At 36.3% G+C, this 20,800-nt stretch carries 11 protein-coding genes; 10 read left to right on the plus strand and 1 reads right to left on the minus strand.

Features of this window, described 5'->3' with window-relative positions; genetic code table 11:
- The first annotated feature begins 393 nt into the window (after positions 1–393).
- From G7051_RS14310 to G7051_RS14340, 7 genes are all read left to right on the plus strand, one after another.
- Positions 394–4,500, plus strand: a complete 4,107-nt coding sequence (locus tag G7051_RS14310; protein WP_166202821.1) for a two-component regulator propeller domain-containing protein — start codon at positions 394–396, stop codon at positions 4,498–4,500.
- A gap of 314 nt (positions 4,501–4,814) precedes the next feature.
- On the plus strand, positions 4,815–7,520 hold the full coding sequence (locus G7051_RS18150; RefSeq protein ID WP_185154991.1) for an endo-1,4-beta-xylanase: 2,706 nt from the start codon (positions 4,815–4,817) through the stop codon (positions 7,518–7,520).
- Positions 7,521–7,747: 227 nt separating this feature from the next.
- Positions 7,748–10,972, plus strand: coding sequence for a S41 family peptidase (locus G7051_RS14320; protein ID WP_255493380.1), 3,225 nt, complete (start codon positions 7,748–7,750; stop codon positions 10,970–10,972).
- A 242-nt stretch (positions 10,973–11,214) separates the two neighbouring features.
- Positions 11,215–11,472, plus strand: a complete 258-nt coding sequence (locus G7051_RS14325; protein WP_166116495.1) for a GlsB/YeaQ/YmgE family stress response membrane protein — start codon at positions 11,215–11,217, stop codon at positions 11,470–11,472.
- A 226-nt stretch (positions 11,473–11,698) separates the two neighbouring features.
- A complete protein-coding gene (locus G7051_RS14330; protein WP_166201287.1) occupies positions 11,699–12,244 on the plus strand; it encodes a lipocalin family protein in 546 nt (181 codons plus the stop codon).
- A 185-nt stretch (positions 12,245–12,429) separates the two neighbouring features.
- Positions 12,430–13,290 (plus strand): deoxyribonuclease IV, encoded by an 861-nt coding sequence (locus G7051_RS14335; RefSeq protein ID WP_166201289.1) that lies wholly within the window; start codon positions 12,430–12,432, stop codon positions 13,288–13,290.
- Positions 13,291–13,317: 27 nt separating this feature from the next.
- The gene (locus G7051_RS14340) at positions 13,318–14,250 is read left to right on the plus strand and encodes a DUF1848 domain-containing protein (protein WP_166201291.1); all 933 of its coding nucleotides are present in this window, start codon (positions 13,318–13,320) and stop codon (positions 14,248–14,250) included.
- Between the two features lie 24 nt (positions 14,251–14,274).
- Here G7051_RS14340 and G7051_RS14345 read toward each other — a convergent pair whose 3' ends face one another.
- Complete coding sequence (locus G7051_RS14345) at positions 14,275–14,742, minus strand: GNAT family N-acetyltransferase (RefSeq protein WP_166201293.1); 468 nt, start codon at positions 14,740–14,742, stop codon at positions 14,275–14,277.
- A 217-nt stretch (positions 14,743–14,959) separates the two neighbouring features.
- Here G7051_RS14345 and G7051_RS14350 point away from each other — a divergent pair, with 217 nt between their 5' ends.
- From G7051_RS14350 to G7051_RS14360, 3 genes are all read left to right on the plus strand, one after another.
- Entirely contained in the window at positions 14,960–15,379 is a 420-nt protein-coding gene (locus G7051_RS14350) for a VOC family protein (RefSeq protein WP_166201295.1), read from the plus strand.
- 98 nt (positions 15,380–15,477) lie between these two features.
- A complete protein-coding gene (locus G7051_RS14355; protein WP_166201297.1) occupies positions 15,478–16,413 on the plus strand; it encodes a YafY family protein in 936 nt (311 codons plus the stop codon).
- A gap of 132 nt (positions 16,414–16,545) precedes the next feature.
- Entirely contained in the window at positions 16,546–20,460 is a 3,915-nt protein-coding gene (locus G7051_RS14360; protein WP_166201299.1) for a two-component regulator propeller domain-containing protein, read from the plus strand.
- The last annotated feature ends 340 nt before the right edge of the window (positions 20,461–20,800 follow it).

Here is a 20,800-nt window from a genome sequence, read left to right on the forward strand (position 1 = left end):
ATAAGGACATATTTCGGAATGTGTTATGCTATTTTTTACAGAGATTTAGATTTATAAGATTTAACATTTTTTACAACGTTTCGAAATTATGAATAAATATGTTATTGCATCGTCTAAAATGTATCTTATTATGTTGATGCTGTAACATGTTTTATGTGCTCGTTACATTTTGTTTCGTATGTGTTACATCTTATTGTTCATGGTATGATAAGTCCTGTTTTTTGAGACTTTAAGCATCTTTTTTTCTTTGATATTTAGAATATTCATTTATATTTGAAGCTATACTTTTATACATTCTTAAGAAATCTAATATCCCTCCATCTTTACAGTTTTGATTTATCCTGAAATTGAAAGGTTTATTGTGGAAATATGGAAAGAATCAATCTATTACCAATGAAAAAATCGGCAACCTTATTACTCATTTTTCTAATAAGTATTCTATTTAATCAGGGGCTTCCTGCCCAGAACCGTGAATATTATTCTACCGACAATGGATTATCTAACAGCCTTATCAATCAGATTTATCAGGATCGCAGAGGCTTTATCTGGATTGCTACCGAATATGGTCTGAATAGGTTTGATGGTATTAATTTTACAATCTATAAGCATATTGACGGAGATTCTACTTCGCTTAAACATAACTATGTACGAACTTTATTTGAAGACAGTTCAGGTAATTTTTATGTGGGTACTATATTGGGGCTTATGAAGTACGATTGGGCTACAGACTCATTTAAAGATATAAAGATGTATCGTGAAGGTAAGCTTGTACGTCCTCATGTAATTTCTATTATTGAAACTCATAATGGAGATATTTGGCTGACAACTTCGGGGCAAAGCGTTTTTATATTGAAAAAAGGAACGGATGATGTTTTCTCTGACCCCGTATTGACCAAGTCTTTGAGTAGTAATTTTCTGAATTGTATTTTTCAGGATTCCAAGTTCAATATCTGGATAGGTTCCGAAAATGACGGACTCAACTGTTATGATCCCCGAACAAAGAAAACTACTGTATTTAAAGCATCGCATGGTATTAATAGCAACAATATATCGGCTATAAAAGAAGATATCGAAGGAAATATTTATGTGGGCACGCTTACGCAGGGGCTCAGCAAATACAATCCGAAGACACAAACTTTTGATCCTATTTTGTATAAGGGGAGTACGCAGTTGCTTGTCAGCTCGTTAATGATAAATAAGGAGGATCAGCTATATATCGGAACCGACGGGCAGGGCTTGATGATGTACAATCGCGAGAAAAATATAATAGAAGATTATGAAGTCAATTCTCCTCCTTTTGATTTTTCTAAAGGTAAGATCCACTCAATTTTGCAGGATAAGGATCAGAATTTATGGTTGGGGATTTTTCAGAAAGGGGTAATTTTTATTCCCGTTTTAGAGAATAAGTTTAATTATTACGGTTACAAGTCATTCAAAAATAACCCTATCGGATCTAGCTGTGTTACTGCAATTTATAAAGATAAAGAAGGGATTACATGGATAGGTACCGACAATGATGGTATTTACGGTATAAATAATAATGGGGCAAGGATTGCTCATTTCTATCGGACAGCTTCTCCCAATTCGGTTCCTAATATAATACATTCTATTTTCGAAGATTCATCGGGCGATATATGGTTGGGTTCTTATGCAAACGGATTGGCTAAGTTTAATCAAAAAACAGGATATTGCGACTATGTTAAACGTTTTAGCAATGAAAAGGTGTATTGCATAACCGAAGACAAAAATAAGAATCTTCTTATCGGTACATACGGTTCGGGCTTTTTAGTTTTGGATAAGGAGGGGAACGAACTGAACCATTATGAATCCTCTAAAAATGAAAATGATAGCCTTTCGGTTGATGAATTATCAAATGATTGGGTTAATTATATGATTTGCGACCGAGACGGTTTCATCTGGATAGGGCATTATAAAGGGGTTAGTTGTTTTGATCCCTCTAAAAAAACATTTCTGCCCTATTTGGGTAAGAATAATTTATTGCCCGGTACTGTAGTACTGTCTTTATTGGAGGATAAAGCCGGAAAAATATGGATAGGAACCTCGTCCGGCTTATATTGTTTTGATAAACAGTCTCAGCAAATGAAATCGTATACTACCAAAAACGGATTATCAAACGATGTGATATGCGGTATTGCAGAGGACGACCAAAATAATATATGGATAAGTACTTATAATGGGATCAGCAAATTTAATAGTAAGGATAACCGTTTTATCAATTATTATGCAAGCGATGGGTTGCAGGGGAACGAATTTACACGAGGGGCAGTATTTAATGATAACAGCGGGAAACTATTCTTTGGAGGTATCAATGGGGTGACAAGTTTTAACCCGAAAGAAATAGTGGAGGAGAAGCGGGAGTTAAATATCTTATTAACGAACTTCTATCTGTTTAATCAGCCGATAAAAAAGGGTGATAAATCGGGAGCTAATGAGATTGTTTCAACGTCCGTTTTAGATGCCGATTCATTTACATTATCCTATTCGGATAATACATTCAGCTTTGAGTTTTCGACTCTTGATTTTATTAATCCCGAACGGATATCTTATCAATACATGATTGAGGGTTTAAACTCAGAGTGGATGAGTACTTCTCCCGGAATCAGCAGGGTAACGTATAATAATTTGCCTTCGGGGACTTATACATTTAAGGTAAGAGCTTACGATAATGACAATTATTCGCCTGTCAAAACCATTCGTATTATCATTACTCCTCCCTGGTACAAAACCGTTTGGGCGTATGGAGCGTATGCAATTTTATTTATTTTCTTAGTATATGGAATAGTGGGATATCTTTTTTCGAGGATTCGTTACAAGCAGGAAATGATGGAGAAAGATCATGCTGAAAGAATCAGTGAAGCTAAATTGCAGTTCTTTATTAATATTTCGCATGAGATAAGAACTCCAATGACATTAATAATTAATCCGCTGGAAAAGTTGATTTCGGAAAATAAGGATGTGGAGAAGCAAAAAGTGTATATGATGATTTATCGGAATTCGCAACGGATACTCCGGCTAATCAATCAATTGATGGATATTCGAAAACTCGATAAAGGGCAGATGCGGCTTAAATGCCGTGAAACGGATATAGTCGGATTTATTGATGACTTAATGCTGACTTTTGAATATCAGGCGAAACGGAGCAATATTGACTTCTCATTTGAACATGAGGATAAGTTGCTGAAAGTATGGATCGATCTGAATAATTTCGATAAAGTGTTGCTGAATATCTTTTCGAATGCTTTTAAATATACTCCTGAGTACGGAAAGATTAACGTAAAACTGATAACAGGTACAAATACTTCAACTAGAGGACCGTTAAAAGAGTACTTTGAAATAAGTGTGTCTGACACCGGTATTGGGCTTGATAAGGACAAAATAGAAAAAATATTTGAACGATTCTACCAGATAAACAACGATCAGACTAATTCCAATTTTGGTACGGGTATAGGTTTGCATCTCTCGCGTTTGTTAGTCGAGTTACACCATGGGGTTATATATGCCGAAAACAGAACCGATAAGCAGGGAAGTCATTTTATTATTCGCCTGCCTTTAGGCTGTGCTCATTTTAATCAGGAAGAACTTCAGATTTTCGATGAAAGTGAATCTTTGATTGAAAATCGTGCAGCAATCAGAACTGAAATAAGTAATAAATTCGAAGAAGAGTTTGAGGAAGATACAGCCAAAAGGACTAAATCGAGGACAAAATACCGTATTCTGATCGTTGAAGACGAAGACGAAATAAGACAATATATGAGAGATGAGCTATCGTCGGAATACCGTATTAAGGAATGTAAGAATGGGAAAGAAGCTCTCGAATACATACTGAAAGAGAAGCCCGATTTAATTATCAGCGATGTGATGATGCCCGAAATGGATGGTATTGCCCTTAGTCGAAGAATAAAGCAAAACATTAATATAAACCATATTCCCATTATATTGTTGACGGCTAAATCGAAAACCGAGGATAAACTCGAAGGGTTAGAAATTGGTGCAGATGCCTATCTGGTGAAACCTTTTAATACTGATATCTTAAAACAAACGATAAGCAATCTGATTGCAAATAGGGAGAGGTTGAAAAGTAAATTTACAGGAAGCCAGCAACAGGAAGATAAGATAGATAAGATAGAAGTGAAGTCTGCAGATGAAATCTTAATAGAAAAGGTGATGAAGGTTATCAATGCAGACCTATCCAATCCCGATCTGAATGTAGAAATGCTTGCAAGCAGTGTTGGAATAAGCCGTGTGCATATGCACCGAAAACTAAAGGAATTAACGAACCAATCGGCTCGTGATTTTATTCGGGGAATACGGCTTAAGCAGGCGGCTACATTGTTGACAAGTAAAAAGCTGTCTGTTTCGGAAGTGGCTTATGCTACGGGATTTTCCAATTTATCGCATTTCTCTAATTCATTTAAGGAGTTTTATGGAATGTCGCCTTCGGAGTATATTAATGCGAATCTTTCGCCGGAGTCTGATTGATAGTTGATAATGTAAATGATGAAGTAAATGTTCTATTAAACTAACGCACCTTATCGGATTTGTTTTTCATTTTGCCTTGATGCAAAATGAAAAACAAAAGATCAGGACTGTGCATCTTTGTTCGACCCGCTACGGACTCGAAAGCTAAAACGAACATTTAATATTTTGCAGTATTTTGGTTTGTTACAAACAGGAAAGTAAATGTTACAAATAAAGAAGCTGAGGTTTCGTACTTGAAAGAATGTGTAACAAGAATCTTTTGAGTGTTATTGTACTCACTCTACATTTGCATATCATCATATTTCTATCATATTATGCAGAAAATTTTAAAACTAATACTAGTTACGACTATCGGTTTTCAATTTACTCCTTTAGCGACTACAAATGTTCAGGCACAAACTAATCAGGCCAAATTTGATTATTTTGAGTACAAAGGGAATGACAGCCGATTTAATCGAAAAATTGATCCGAAAAATGAGTACTTTAACCCAATTGTCAGTGGGTTTTATCCCGACCCCAGTATATGCCGCAAGGGAAACGACTATTACATGGTACATTCTACTTTTTCGTACTATCCCGGAGTACCCATCTTGCATAGTACCGATTTGGTGAACTGGACGCAAATTGGTTTTGTATTGAATCGGCCTTCGCAACTCCAACTGGATGGCGTCCGATTGTCGGGAGGAATATATGCACCCGATATACAATATAACAAGCACAACGATACTTTCTATATGATAACTACGAGCGTAGATGGTATCGGTAACTTTATAGTAAAAACTAAAGATCCGAAGCTGAACGATTGGTCTGAACCTATACCGCTTCCCAATGTTGGAGGAATAGACCCCTCTTTGTTTTTTGACGATGATGGCAAAGCATACATTATACATAACGATGCACCCGAAGGAACTCCCGAATGGAACGGGCACAGAGCAATATGGATACATGATTATGACACACAAACCGACAAGACATTCGGAGAGCGTAAATTACTGCTTGACGGAGGTGTAGACCGCAGTAAAAAGCCTGTTTGGATAGAAGGTCCTCATATCTATAAAGTAAATGGTAAGTATTATCTGATGGCTGCCGAAGGAGGTACAAGTGTAAACCATTCGGAAGTGATCCTTCGTTCCGACAATGTAAAAGGGACTTATGTTCCTTATGAAAATAATCCGATTCTGACTCAAAGAGGCATGCCTGAACCTCGTCCCGATATAGTAACCAGTGTAGGTCATGCCGATTTGATAGAAACTCCCACAGGAGAGTGGTACGCCGTATTTTTAGGATGCCGCCCTTATGAGGGGAATCATTATAATACAGGACGTGAAACGTTTCTATTGCCTGTAAAATGGAAAGATGGCTTTCCATTAATTTTGGAGAAAGGGATTCCGGTTCCCACTGTTGTGAAGAAAAAAGGGCTTGCCCCGAATGGTACAAATTTTTTCTCAGGTAACTTTACTTGGAGAGATGACTTTGAACTAAATACATTGGCAAAAGAGTGGTTATCTATACGTACACCACGTAATGAATGGTGGCGATTGAAAAATGGTAACCTTATACTGGACGCTATACCCCGAAGTATTTACGATGTGGATAATCCGGCTTTTATTGGTCGCCGTCAGCAACACCTTGTTTTTGAGGCTGAAACAGAAGTACAGTTTATACCTGAAAACTCTCACGATCTCGCAGGACTGGTGTGTTATCAAAACGAAGCATTTAATTTTGTTTTTGGGAAAACAATAGATAATAGCAAAGTGGTACTTGTATTGGATCGTTCGGAAAAAGAAAGAAAACGCATAGCTCAAATTCCGATACCTGACGAATATTTGCAAACCTCTGTAAAATTAAAGATTACAGGAGACAATGATAAATACAGTTTTTTCGCCTCTTTCGATTCTGGAAAAACATGGCAAACGGTTGTTGAAAATGTAGATGCCAAAAATCTGAGTACACAATCGGCGGGAGGATTTACAGGGGTAATGATAGGCATGTATGCTTCTTCGGCAAATGTAATTCCTGCCTTGAAAGAAGTGTATAAAGATGATTTTCAGATGGGGGTTGCTGTATCGATGAATCACCTTGCCGGTCAGGAAGCTGCCATAATAAAGAAGCAGTTTAATAGTCTGACAGCAGAGAATGATATGAAACCTGCCAATTTATTGGTAAAGAGTGGCGGATACAATTATAAGAATGCCGATCGCATTGTCGGTTTTGCTCGTGAGAATAATATGAAACTGCGCGGACATACTCTTGTTTGGCACAATCAGACGCCCGAATGGTTTTTCATGAATGATAATGGCAATCCACTTGATTCAACAGCACTCTACAATCGTATGGAGAGGTACATGACCGATGTAATGACTCATTTCAAAGACGATGTGTATTGTTGGGATGTCGTAAACGAAGCATTATCTGACAAGCCTGATGAGTTTTACCGAACAGACAGCCCTTGGTATAAGGCTTGCAAAGAAGCATTTATAGAACGTGCTTTCAGAACTGCTCATCGTATAAACCCCAATGTGAAGCTATTTTATAATGACTATAACCTTGTTCAGCCTCAAAAACGAGAAAAAGCTTATCAATTGCTTAAAAGACTGAAAGAAGTAGGTGTACCCATTCATGGAGTGGGTATGCAGGGGCATTGGAGTATGCAGGACATTACACGTGAAGATATTCAAAAGTCGATAGATATGTTTTCGTCCTTAGGACTTGAGATTCATATAACAGAGCTAGATCTTACGGTTTATACAACATATCATGGCGAAGGAGTCAAAAATCAGGTAAAAGAAACCCGTGCATGGACTCCCGAGTTGGCGAAACAACAAGCTGATGTTTATAAAATGATATTTGAAGTGTTCCGTGCCAATAGAGGAAAAATCAGTAGTGTTACTTTCTGGGGATTGGCAGATAATTATACATGGTTGCACAACTTTCCTGTGCCGAATAGGCATGATTATCCCCTTGTTTTTGACAATGAATTGAATACGAAGCAGAGTTTTTGGAATATAGTGGAGTTTTAATTGTTAATTTCAGGTTTATGTTTTTGGTAGTAGGGGTTATCCGGATGGGTAACCCTTATTTACACAATATCAAAAAGCGAAGCAAAATATTTTTATAGATAGATTTGGTTTGATCTACGGTGAAAAATAGAATAAACTGTTTTTCTTTCGCTACAAACCTTTACCTTTGTTTTTATATGAAAAATTAACTCCTACATTATTATATTATGATTACAAGAAAAAAAATAATGTTATTTTTGGTATTTGCGGTCTGTTTCTTGCCGCAGATATTGTCTCAAGAAGCACGCTTATTGCGTTTTCCTGCAACTAATGGTCAGGAAATTGTATTTTCGTATGCCGGCGATTTGTATAAAACATCCATCAATGGAGGTGAAGCACAGCGATTGACATCTCATGTCGGATATGAGATGTTTCCTAAATTTTCGCCTGACGGCAAAACCATTGCCTTTACAGGACAATACGATGGTAATACCGAGGTATTTACAATACCCTCATCGGGAGGAGAACCTCTTCGCCTTACGTATACTGCAACCAATAGCCGCGATGATATTGGCGACCGCATGGGACCTAACAATATTGTAATGACTTGGACTCCCGATGGAAAAAATATAGTATATCGCAATCGCATAAGTGATGGATTTACAGGAAAACTGAAACTGGTAAGCAATCAGGGTGGACTGTCGGAAACTATTCCATTACCCGAAGGTGGATTTTGCAGCTATTCGCCCGATGGCAAGAAGTTAGCTTATAATCGTGTGATGCGTGAATTCCGTACATGGAAATATTATAAAGGAGGTATGGCAGATGATATCTGGGTGTATGATCCTGCCACCAAATCGGTTGAAAACATAACAAATAACGACGCACAGGATATTATGCCTATGTGGATTGGCGATGATATTTATTTTATATCCGATCGTGACCGCACCATGAATATCTTTGTATATAATACCAAGACAAAACAAACTTCTAAAGTTACCAATTTTACAGAATATGATGTGAAATTTCCTACTCATCACGGTAATACAATTGTATTTGAAAACGGCGGATATATCTATAAACTCGATGCCGGAAGCAAACAACCTGTAAAAGTGAATATTACTTTGTCTTCGGATAATATTTATGCACGCAGCGAGATTAAAAACGGAGAGAAATATCTTAATGCAGCAAGTATGTCTCCTGATGGTGAGCGTCTTGTAGTAACAGCCCGTGGAGAAGTATTTAATCTTCCTGCCGATAAAGGTGTGACCAAAAATATTACACGTTCGCCCGGTGCACATGATCGAAACGCACAATGGTCGCCCGATGGAAAATCTATTGCTTATATTTCGGATAAAACAGGCGAAACCGAATTGTACATACAGGATGCAACAGGCTCGGAACCTGTACAACTGACCTCTAATAATGATACTTATATACGTGATTTTAGTTGGAGCCCCGATTCAAAATCAATAGTATATACGGATCGAAAGAACAGGATTAATTTGTTGAATGTCGCGACAAAACAAAAAACGGTACTATTAACTGATCCTGTAAGCGAACCTCGTGGAGTCTCTTTCTCTCCGGATAATAAATGGCTGACTTATACTCGTAGCGAATCGAATGAGTTTGATGTAATATATGTATTCAACATTGCCGAGAAGAAAGAAACTGCTGTTACCGATAAATGGTATGAATCATACAGTCCTGTTTTCAGTAAAGACGGTAAATATCTGATATTTGCTTCCGCACGTGACTTTAATCCGATCTATGGATCTAAAGAATGGAATCATGTATATCCAAATACAAATGGTGTTTATATGGCTCTTCTATCGAAAACAACCCCTTCGCCTTTCTTAGAGAAAGATGCGGAAGTTAAAGTAGATAGTAACACATCAAAATCAGATAATACTACAGGTTCTAAAAAAGCAGGAGCCGAAAAGAAAGATTCTACAAATTTTGTAAAAATAGACTTTGACGGAATAACAGACCGCATTATCAAACTACCTCTCGAGCCTTCAAATTATTGGGGATTTTATTCGGATGGTGCTAAAGTATACTATAACAAAGGCGGATCGGCATCCGTATTTGACCTGAAGACTCAAAAAGAAGAAACTATTGCCGAGGGTGCTTCTATATATATCGAAAATCACGATAAAAAAGCATTATTCTTAAAGAACAAGCAGGTATTTATAACTGCTATTCCAACGGGGAAAACCGATTTGAAAGAACCTGTTAATCTTTCGAATATGAAAATTACGACAGATTATCCACAAGAATGGAATCAGATATTTAATGAAGCATGGCGTGTGTATCGTGACGGATTTTATGTGGAAAATATGCATGGGGTAGATTGGAAAGCAATCAAAGAAAAGTATGCCGTTCTTTTACCTTATGTAAAGAACCGTCTCGATCTGAACTATGTAATAGGTGAAATGATTGGGGAGTTGAACTGCGGACATGCGTATGTTAACCCCGGAGAGGTAGACCGTCCCGAACGTATCAATACAGGCTTATTAGGTGCTGAAATATCGAGAGATAACAGCGGTTTTTTCCGAATAGAAAAGATTCTGCAAGGAGCATCATGGAGCAAAAATCTGCGGTCACCACTAACAGATGCAGGTATAGATGCCAAAACAGGAGACTTTATAGTTGCCATTGATGGTATTCCTACTAACAGCGTGAACGATATGTATTCGTTACTAGTCGGAAAAGCAGGTGTACCTACCGAGATTTCATTGAATAGTAAAGCTCAATTGGCCGGTGCACGTAAAATAGTTATCAGTCCATTAGCGGAGGAATATTCGCTATATCATTACGAATGGGTTCAAAACAACCTTAAGAAAGTAGAAAAAGCTTCGAACGGTAAGATCGGTTATATCTATATTCCCGATATGGGAGTGGAAGGATTAAATGAGTTTGCACGTTATTTTTATCCTCAATTAGATAAAGAAGGTTTGATTATTGATGATAGAGCAAACGGAGGAGGTAATGTATCGCCCATGATTTTGGAACGTTTGGCTCGTGAGCCTTACCGTTTGACTATGCGTCGTGGCTCGACTCGTGTAGGTACTGTGCCCGATGCAGTTCAGGTAGGACCTAAGGTATGTTTGATCAATAAATATTCGGCTTCCGATGGAGACCTTTTTCCTTGGGGATTCCGTGCCCTGGGCTTAGGTAAACTTATCGGTACACGTACTTGGGGCGGTATAGTTGGTATATCGGGTTCTTTACCATTTATTGATGGTACGGATATACGAGTACCATTCTTTACAAGTTACGATGCCAAAACAGGGCAATGGATTATCGAAAATCATGGTGTCGATCCAGATATTTTGATAGACAACGATCCTGTTAAAGAATGGGCGGGCGAAGACCAACAACTTGATAGAGCAATTGAAGAGGTGACAAAAGAGCTTAAAAACAGAGAGCCTCTTAAACCTGTTCCTGCTCCAAGAGTATGGAATAAGTAACAGTATTAAGAATAGTATATATAGAACAGGCTTGTATCTCCATACAAGCCTGTTTTTTTGTCGGAAAATTAAAGGAATTATTTGCTGATGGGCTTTCCAAGAAACAATATGTGTCATGTTTTGCCAATTGAGTTCAATAGATGATATCGAACAAAACTTTGTTTTATATTGTTTTAATTGTAGTTGATTTATTTATCACAAAGATTAATGTCTAAATCAATATTAATTAAAACAAGTATATTATGGAAGGTTATGGAATTATTTGGTCAATAATTATAGGAGTTTCGGCAGGAGCTATTGCCGGTTGGTTAATGAAAGGCAATGGTTTCGGCTTCTTTATTAATTTAATAATCGGTTTGATCGGTAGTGTTTTGGGTGGATGGCTTTACGGCTTATTGGGTATTACCACGGGCGGCATCATCGGAACACTAATCATGTCGGTAGTAGGAGCCGTTGTTCTACTTTGGATTATATCGCTGTTCCGAAAGAAGAACGTCTGATAAGTTCAATATAAAAAGCGAGTTCTAAAATATAATCTCGGCAAATATAATTAGTAATACGGAAGGCAGAGATATCTGCCTTCTTCTATATAAAATAGATTATTTATCAATAGAGAAATTAAGTTCTTAGAACTATTTATTACTTTGGCTATTGAAGCAGCAATAAATAGTTGTATTTTTAAAATATATCATTAAATATTTTCGTTTACTTAAAATAGTTCGGATTATGAAAAATAGAGATTTATTAATTGGCTGTTCGGTATTAGCTGTGGGAGCAACTTTGGCTTTTGCACTCAGTTCGTGCAAAACAATCCCCAAAGGTGTTGTGGCTGTAAAACCATTCGATAAAGAAAAATACCTGGGTAAATGGTATGAAATAGCACGTTTGGATTTTCGCTATGAGAAGAATATGAATAATACAACCGCTGAATATTCTGTAAATGAAGACGGAAGTATTAAAGTCGTCAACAGAGGATACAATTACGTAAAAAATAAAGAACAAGAAGCAATTGGCAAAGCTAAATTTGTAGGTTCGCCGGATGAAGCAAAACTCAAAGTTTCGTTTTTCGGTCCGTTCTATGCAGGCTATAATGTAATTGCTATTGATTCCGATTATAAATATGCTTTGGTAGCAGGCAAAAGCCTTAAATATTTATGGATACTTTCCCGAAAACCAACCATGCCCGAAAAAGTAAAACAAGCCTATCTCAAGAAGGCTGAAAGTTTAGGGTATGATGTTTCTCAACTGGTTTGGGTAGAACATCGTAAATAGAATCATCTATTATAAATCTACTATCTTAAGTTTTGTCTATTGATAATTGTTGTTAATTGACATCAAAGTAAATAATATATGGACTATCTTTATATGCCGGAAGGTGCATAAAAGGATAGTCTTTATATGCTTAATGACTTAATAAAAAGGTCTTTGACCTTATAACAAATAAATAAGAATACAAAATGTTGAATATAGGATGTCATTTGTCAATATCGAAAGGCTTTGAAGCCATGGGTAAGGATGCGCTAAGTATTGGAGCAAATACTTTTCAGTTTTTCACTCGTAATCCACGGGGAGGCAGTGCAAAAGCAATAGACCCGAAAGATGCCCAAGCTTTAGCTCAATTAATGGAAGCAAATAACTTTGCCCCCATATTGGCACATGCACCATATACATTGAACTTGTGCTCTGCCGAACCGCGTACAAGGCAGTTTGGGCGTGAAATGATGACCGATGATTTACTAAGAATGGAACAACTGCCTTGCAAATTGTATAACTTTCATCCCGGTAGTTATACTTCACAACCTATAGATATAGCCATTGGTCAGATTATAGAAGCTTTGAACAGTATTATTACTCCCGACCAAACTACTATCGTATTGCTCGAAACCATGGCAGGTAAAGGCAGCGAAGTGGGTAGAACTTTTGAGGAGTTGAGACTGATATTAGATGGTATTCATTTACAGGATAAAATGGGAGTTTGCCTTGATACCTGTCATATATATGATGCCGGTTACGACATTGTAAATGATCTGGATGGGGTACTTGCTCATTTCGATAAAGTAATAGGATTGGAGAGATTATATGCCATACATTTGAATGACAGTATGAATCCTATGGGAAGTGGAAAAGACAGACATGCTACCATTGGAGAAGGATCGATAGGACTCGAAACCATGAAGCGTATAATTAATCACCCTAAACTGACTCATTTGCCTTTCTATCTCGAAACACCGAATGAATTGGATGGTCATGCAAAAGAAATAAAAATACTCAAAGAGATGTATCAGGAAACTGAATGTGTTTCTACAAAAAGTATTTAATAGGCAAATAGAATATAAGGATGAGATATGATTGTAAGTGTAAGTAGACGTACAGATATTCCTGCTTTATATTCCGATTGGTTCTTTAATCGTTTGGCTGAGGGGTATGTGCTTGTACAAAATCCCCGTAATCCCAATAGATTCAGTAAAGTACTGTTGAAGCCCCATGTGATAGATTGTTTGATCTTCTGGTCGAAGAATCCATATCCGATGATTGCTAGGCTTGACGAATTGAAAGAGTACAAATACTATTTTCAATTTACACTAACGCCTTATGAAAATGATATTGAAGCAAAATTGCCTCCGGTTGCCAAGCGTATAGAAATATTCAAGCAATTGTCGGATAAAATAGGACCTGATAAAATTGTTTGGAGATACGATCCTATTTTCATTAATGAGAAACACTCTATTGAATTTCATCAGGAAGCATTCTTTCAAATGGCTTCGCAGTTAAAAGATTACACAGGTAAATGTATAATCAGCTTTATAGACCATTATTCCCACATAAAAAACATCTTCAATAAATTTCATATAAGCCCGATGTCCGAGTATGAGATCAGGCAAATAATGAAATCTTTATCTCAAACAGTATCGGGAACTCATCTCAAACTTGAAACTTGTGCTGAAGATATTGATTTAAGCGAGTTTGATATTTTACATGGAGCTTGCATCGATAAAGAAATGATAGAGCAAATTATAGGTTGCCCGCTTGTTTCAAAGAAGGATAAAAATCAACGGCTCATGTGTAATTGCATTGAAAGTATAGACATTGGCACTTATGATAGTTGTCCTCATGGCTGTATTTATTGTTATGCAACTACCAATAGCGATAAATTATACCAAAACATGAGATTGCATGACAAAAAATCGCCTAAGCTTTTAGGATACCCTCATGAAAATGATATTATCACAGATAAAGAGATGAAGCTTTTAAGAACAAATCAGAAAACATTGTTCTAAATAGGATGAAAGTAATTATACAAATCAGTTTTTAAAATAATATATCATTTCATCTTTAGAATCTATAAAGCCAAATTTACTGTAGATCGGTTTGCCTAAATCAGTTGCATGTAATATGACTTTAGTATAACCCAAACTTTTAGCTTCACTCATAATCAAAGAAAAAATGTGCGAAGCAATTCTCTTTCCCCGGTAGTTGGGTAATGTATACATGTTACTTATATAAGCCACCTTACCATCGGGGCAGCTTCTGTTAGGTGGTAATGAAAACAGAGTTAAGCCACTTGTTGCTGCAATTTCATTATTATCAAAAGCTATCCATGCTACAAAACTCTTGTCCTGAAAAGCCTTTTCGAAGTATATCTTATTATTGATAAATAATTCTTCATTATCATCACCAGTACTATTATTATTTACTTCATTCAGAAATTGTACCCTTGTTTGTGCCAGTAAAGAGGCATCATCGGGTGTCGCTTTGCGATATTCTATCATATTCGGTCTGCTATTTTGGTTATTGTATATATGTATAGTATAAAATTGTTTATTGCAACAATTTATGATTATAACAGTTCAAAAGCAATACAAAGTTTGAAACCTTAAATATAAAGAAATTCGTAGAATTATTTTAAAAACTGCGACATAGGGTTGTCTCTATTCCCATTTATTTTTGCTCTCGATAAGATAATGTGTACAACAAAAATAAATGATTATGAAACTTAAATTACAACTGGTTTTTCAGGGAACATGCGAAGCAGCATTTAACCTGTACAAAGATGCTTTTAATGGCGATATTGTTTTTCTATTCAGAAAAGCAGAGGATAAAAGCATTCAGGTGAACGAACAGGAGGGGGAACAAATCTCTCATATGGTTCTAAAAACAGAGTATTTCGAAATTGGTGGGCAGGATGCTGATAATGGACAAACAGTCAATGGCGGAAATAATGCTAAGCAGGTGTTGGTATTTACCGATTTGAAGGAATTACACCGTACTTTTGATCTTTTATCTCAAGGCGGAGAGGTTATCACATCTCTAGAAAAGACATTTTTCTCGGAAGCTATTGGCGAGGTCGTAGATAAGTTTGGTATCCGATGGCTTATTATGATGACTGACGACGACTATTCGGCATAAGATTACATTTGATTGACAGTAAAGAATATATTGGACGAAAATGAATCGTTATTCTTCCAATATATTCTATTTTTGCATATTATACTCAAAGATAGAATATGAATAGAATCGACCGCCTGTCTGCTATTTTGATTATGCTTCAATCATCGTCATCAGTGAATATGAAGCAAATTACCAATCGTTTTGGCATCACTCCCCGAACAGTCTATCGGGATATGAAAGCGTTGGATGAAGCAGGTATCCCAATTGCGGGAGATTCACGTATAGGTTTTTCTTTAGTCGAAGGTTTTAAATTACCACCGCTTATGTTTACTGAAAAAGAAGCATTTGCCTTTTTGGCAGCAGAGAAACTGGTAGACCGATTTTCGGATGCCGGTTTTAAGGAAGGGTATAAATCGGGGATAGAAAAGATTAAATCGGTTATGCGATTGGCAGAGATAGAAACTATGGATAATTTCACTGATAATGTATCTTCTCTTGATCTCCAATTTAAAAATCCTTCAGACTCACAGAATATCCTGCAACTCTTAATGAGTGAAATATCTAAGCGAAAAAAGGTTCAGATCTCTTATTTCTCATATAATAGGCAGGAGGTAAGTATTCGAAAGGTAGATCCAATTGGTATATTTTTCTCAATGTCTCATTGGTATCTTGTTGCGTTTTGTAATACCACGAAAGATTATCGGACGTTTCGGGTAAACAGGATTCAGGAGATTATTAATACAGATGAAGATTTTGAACGGGAGCATCCTCCTTTAAATTCATTATTAAAATCGTTGAAAGACAAAGATCATTTGGAGGAAGTGATTCTTGAAGTTAGTAAGAACGATTTGCCTTTTATTGATGATAGTAAATATTATCAGGGATTGATTGCCGAAAAGGATAACGAGGATAAGGTCGAACTACATTTTATGATCTTTTCGATAGATCGATTTGCCCGATGGTATTTGTCTTATATTGATATTGCAAAAATTATTTCGTCAAACAATCTCGAAATCGCTGTCAAAGAAATACTTCAAAAGTCAAAACTATAAAAATGGAGGATTAAAAGGCTATTATTCTTCTACAGGATTTCTGTACCCTAAAAGGTTTCATCTTCTCATCTGTTTTATTTGAACTTAATCAAAAAAACTTACATTTGTAGAAATCCTTATTTTTCATACTTGATGTACAGAAAATTTTTGTTTAGTCTCTTCTTTTTTATTTTTACCTGCATATCTCTTTGGGGGCAAAAAATAAATTATCAGGCTTTTAAGAATATAAGCTTAGGTGCTGAGACATCTGTTATCAATTGTTTTGCACAGGATTCGCAAGGGTTAATCTGGATTGGTTCTAATAAAGGGCTGTTTAGTTACGATGGGTATTCTTCTCAAGCCCATTTTACTACTAACGAAAAATCAAATACATTAATATACTGCATTATTCCTTTAGATGACAATCGTTTATGTTTGGGGACAGACAATGGTGTTCTTTTCTACAATTACAAGACAGACCAATACGAAGAAGTACCCGAAATTCAATTTCCATCAGATGTCAGAGCATTAGCCATGTTTGATAATGTATTATGGATAGGTTCGCTCAATGGGCTATTCCGTTACGATTTAAAGGATAGGAAGCTCGAAAATGTGAGTGATAAGAAAGATAGCGGCTTGCCTCATAAGACGATTTACTCTATCATAAAAACAAAAAACAACACCCTTTATGTGGGTACATATGATGGATTTTGTCAGTATATACCACGCTCCGATAAGTTTCAGAAAATAAACTTGCCTACTGATTTAAGAAGAAGCAATCTGTTTGTCAATTCTCTATACGAAGATGTTGCACATGATTGTATCTGGATTGGAACCGAAGGTGCTCTGTTCAGATACGATCCTAAAACGAAATCTGCGGAAGAGATAAGTTTTTTTCATAACAATTCTATAAAATCATTGGCGATAGATTCCAGTAATCAACTTTTGATTGGAACCGACAATGGTTTATACATATACGATCAGCAAACGAAAGAAGTTCAGCATATTGTTCATGATTCTCGAAACGAAAAATCACTTATAAATAATATTATCTGGGGTATATTTATTGATAAAGAGAATAATATCTGGTTGGGAACGGATTATGGTGTATCATTGGCAAGATTCAATAAAATATTTCAGCCGATACCCATTTCTCAAATAACGGGAGTGGGCGATGGTAATCGGTTTTATGCCATTTATAAAGACTCTCAAAACAACTTTTGGTTGGGAGGAACGAATGGGTTGATCCGAACTTCTTCTTTAACCGATGATCCTCAAAATGCGATTTGGTATCGGATGGGAGATAATAAATATCCGATATCGCACAACCGAATCAGGCAAATTTATGAGGATAAAGACCACAATCTTTGGATAGCTACCGATGGCAGTATCAATAGATATGACTATAATACAAAGCAGTTTGTGCATTACAATATTATAGACAGTACGCATACCTACAATTCGAATTGGGCATACCATATGTTCGAGGATAATAATAACCGTTTGTGGATTGCTACTTGCTTGGGGGGAGTATTTGTGGTGGATAAGCAAAAGCTTCTGAAATCATCGGGTACATATATTGCCGAATATAATTTTTCGACAACTGATGGGCTTTCGGGAAACTTTATAAATCAAATAATACCCGATCATCGGGGCAACACGTGGGTATTACTATACAACAATGGTATTGATAAAATTGATATCAAGACAAAAAAGATAACTAAAATACCTATTGAATACAGTACGAAAAATAAAAACCCAAATTACATTATCTGTGATAAGGAAGGCTTTATCTGGGCAGGATTCAGAGGTGGATTGGTACGCATAAATCCTGAGGACGATACTTTGGAATCTATTCGGTTCGATGCTTTTGGCGATAGCGAAATTCTCTGTATGATTGAGGAAGGTTCGCATATATGGCTGTCTACTACCGATGGTATTTGGGTAGTTGATAAATATACCTATAATGTACAAAGGCTTAATGCAACGGGTAAGTCATTCACTAGTGGATTCTTTGATACTCAGAATAATAAGATTTATCTCGGTGGGGTAGATGAACTTGCAATACTTTCTCCCTATATGTTGAAAGGCGATAATTCTTATTCGCCAATTATACTAACGGCTTTATATGTAAATGATAAGCTATATGCAATTGAGGGTAATAGTATAAGGCACATGAAAGGAATAGAGCTAAATTACAAGCAGAATAATCTGACTTTTGAATTTTCTGATTTAATCTATTCGGAGGAAGAAGAAAATAAGTTTGTTTATAAACTCGAAGGAGTAGATAAGGACTGGAATATATTGAGCCATAATACAAACAGAATATCGTATTCTAACTTAGAATATGGTAAATATCATCTGATAATAACTAAACTGGATGTATCGGGTAAGCCATCAGATGTTGAATATTCTTTCACTATCCATATTACCCCGCCCTGGTATTATACATTTTGGGCGAAAAGTTTTTATGTGCTACTTTTTGTGGCGTTGATACTGTGGGTGATAAACTTTTTCAGGGTAAGGAATAATCTGAGAATAGAAAGGATCGAAAAAGAGAAGACGCTTGAACTATCTAATCTTAAAATAGATTTCTTTACCAATGTGTCTCATGAGTTTAAAACACCATTGAGTCTGATAATAGCACCCGTCAGCCAATTATTACTCGATATAAAAGATTCGCAGAAGAAAAAGCAATTAGAAGGTGTGCAACGCAATGCTCTGAAATTAAATTCGCTAATCAGACAGGTACTCGATTTTAACAGAACGGATAGTAATACAAATTCTAATCTGATATTTTCGAAGGTCGAATTTGTTGAGTTTGCAAAGAGTCTTTTTTCTATTTATGAAGAAGGGTATAAGGCGAAAAATATAAAGTTCTCATTCCATACCAATAAGGAGAAAATATATATACAGATTGATGTACTGAAAATAGAATCGGTACTGAATAATTTACTTTCGAATGCCTGCAAATATACCTCTGACAATGGCAGTGTTGTATTTTCGTTGGTTTGTAAGGACGATGAAAATATACTCGAAATATCGGTAAGTGATACTGGAATTGGTATTCCACAACAAGAAATACCGTATGTGTTTAAACGCTTTTATCAATCGTCTAAAACGGCAAAAGATAAAGAGGGTACAGGCATCGGATTGTATCTGGTGAAAACATATACCGAGCAGCATGGTGGAAAAATAACCGTAGAGTCAGAAGAAAATAAGGGAACTACAATTACTATATCACTTCCTCTGAAAAATGAGGCTGCAACTGAAAATCAATTCTCGATTGAAGAGGGTGAGAACGATGAATCAAATAGACCTTTGATTTTGATTGTAGATGATAATGCCGAAATAGCCGATTTCATAAGTCAGGTACTTACTACTAAATATAGAATTGAAATAGCTCACAATGGAAAAATGGGTATGGAAATGAGCCTAAATCTACATCCTGACTTGATTATTGCAGATGTAATGATGCCCATTATGGATGGATTGGAAATGAGCCGTCGAATACGTAAGCATATCCCAACCTCTACTATTCCTATTATCTTGCTGACGGCTAAAGACGATAAAACAACGGAATTGGAAAGCATAAATATTAATGTAGATGCTTTTATCGCTAAGCCGTTCGATCCTCAAATATTATTATCGAGAATAGAGCAATTGTTAAAAAGTAAACAGCAAATAGAAGATAAACTGAGAATCGAAAATATCACCATTCCTAAAATTACAGAGGTTACATCGCTGGACGAAAAATTCTTATCCGAAGTTACCCAAATAATAGAAGACCGCATAGATGATTCAGATCTCAATGTAAATCTTTTATGTACAATTTTGGGTATCAGTTCCAAGCAGGTATATCGCAAAATAAAACAATTGACAGGTATGTCACCTGTTGAATATATACGTTCTATCCGTATTAAGAAGGCTGCCATGTTGTTGGCTCAAAAGAAATTTACCATAGCAGAAGTGATGTATATGGTCGGATTCTCCAATCATTCGTATTTTTCGAAATGCTTTCAAGCCGAATTTGGAAAAACTCCCCGTGAATATTTAGCTGATATTTAGTCAATACTTTGTTTTTCATTTTGCCTTGATGCAAAACGAAACAAAAGATTAAGACTGTGCCTTTTGCCCGACCTGCTAAGGTACGAGCCTTTACGTGCGTTAGCCCAAGTGCATTAGTGGCACAGCCATTGGCTGAAAAGCGAAGCAGGCGTAAAACTAAACGTGCCGTAAGGCAGTAGGTTTAGTTTAGCCTGTAAGCTTAAATCAGACAGGCGAGCCACGCAGCACAAAGTCTTTTTGATTCCTTTTGTGACTTAGGACAAAAGGAATACAAGCAATCTTTGATTGTGCGTAGTAAGAGAGTATAGTTGCTGATTATCGATAGGTTAAATCTTTCCCA

The sequence above is a fragment of the Dysgonomonas sp. HDW5B genome, assembly GCF_011299335.1.
Taxonomy (GTDB): Bacteria; Bacteroidota; Bacteroidia; order Bacteroidales; family Dysgonomonadaceae; genus Dysgonomonas_A.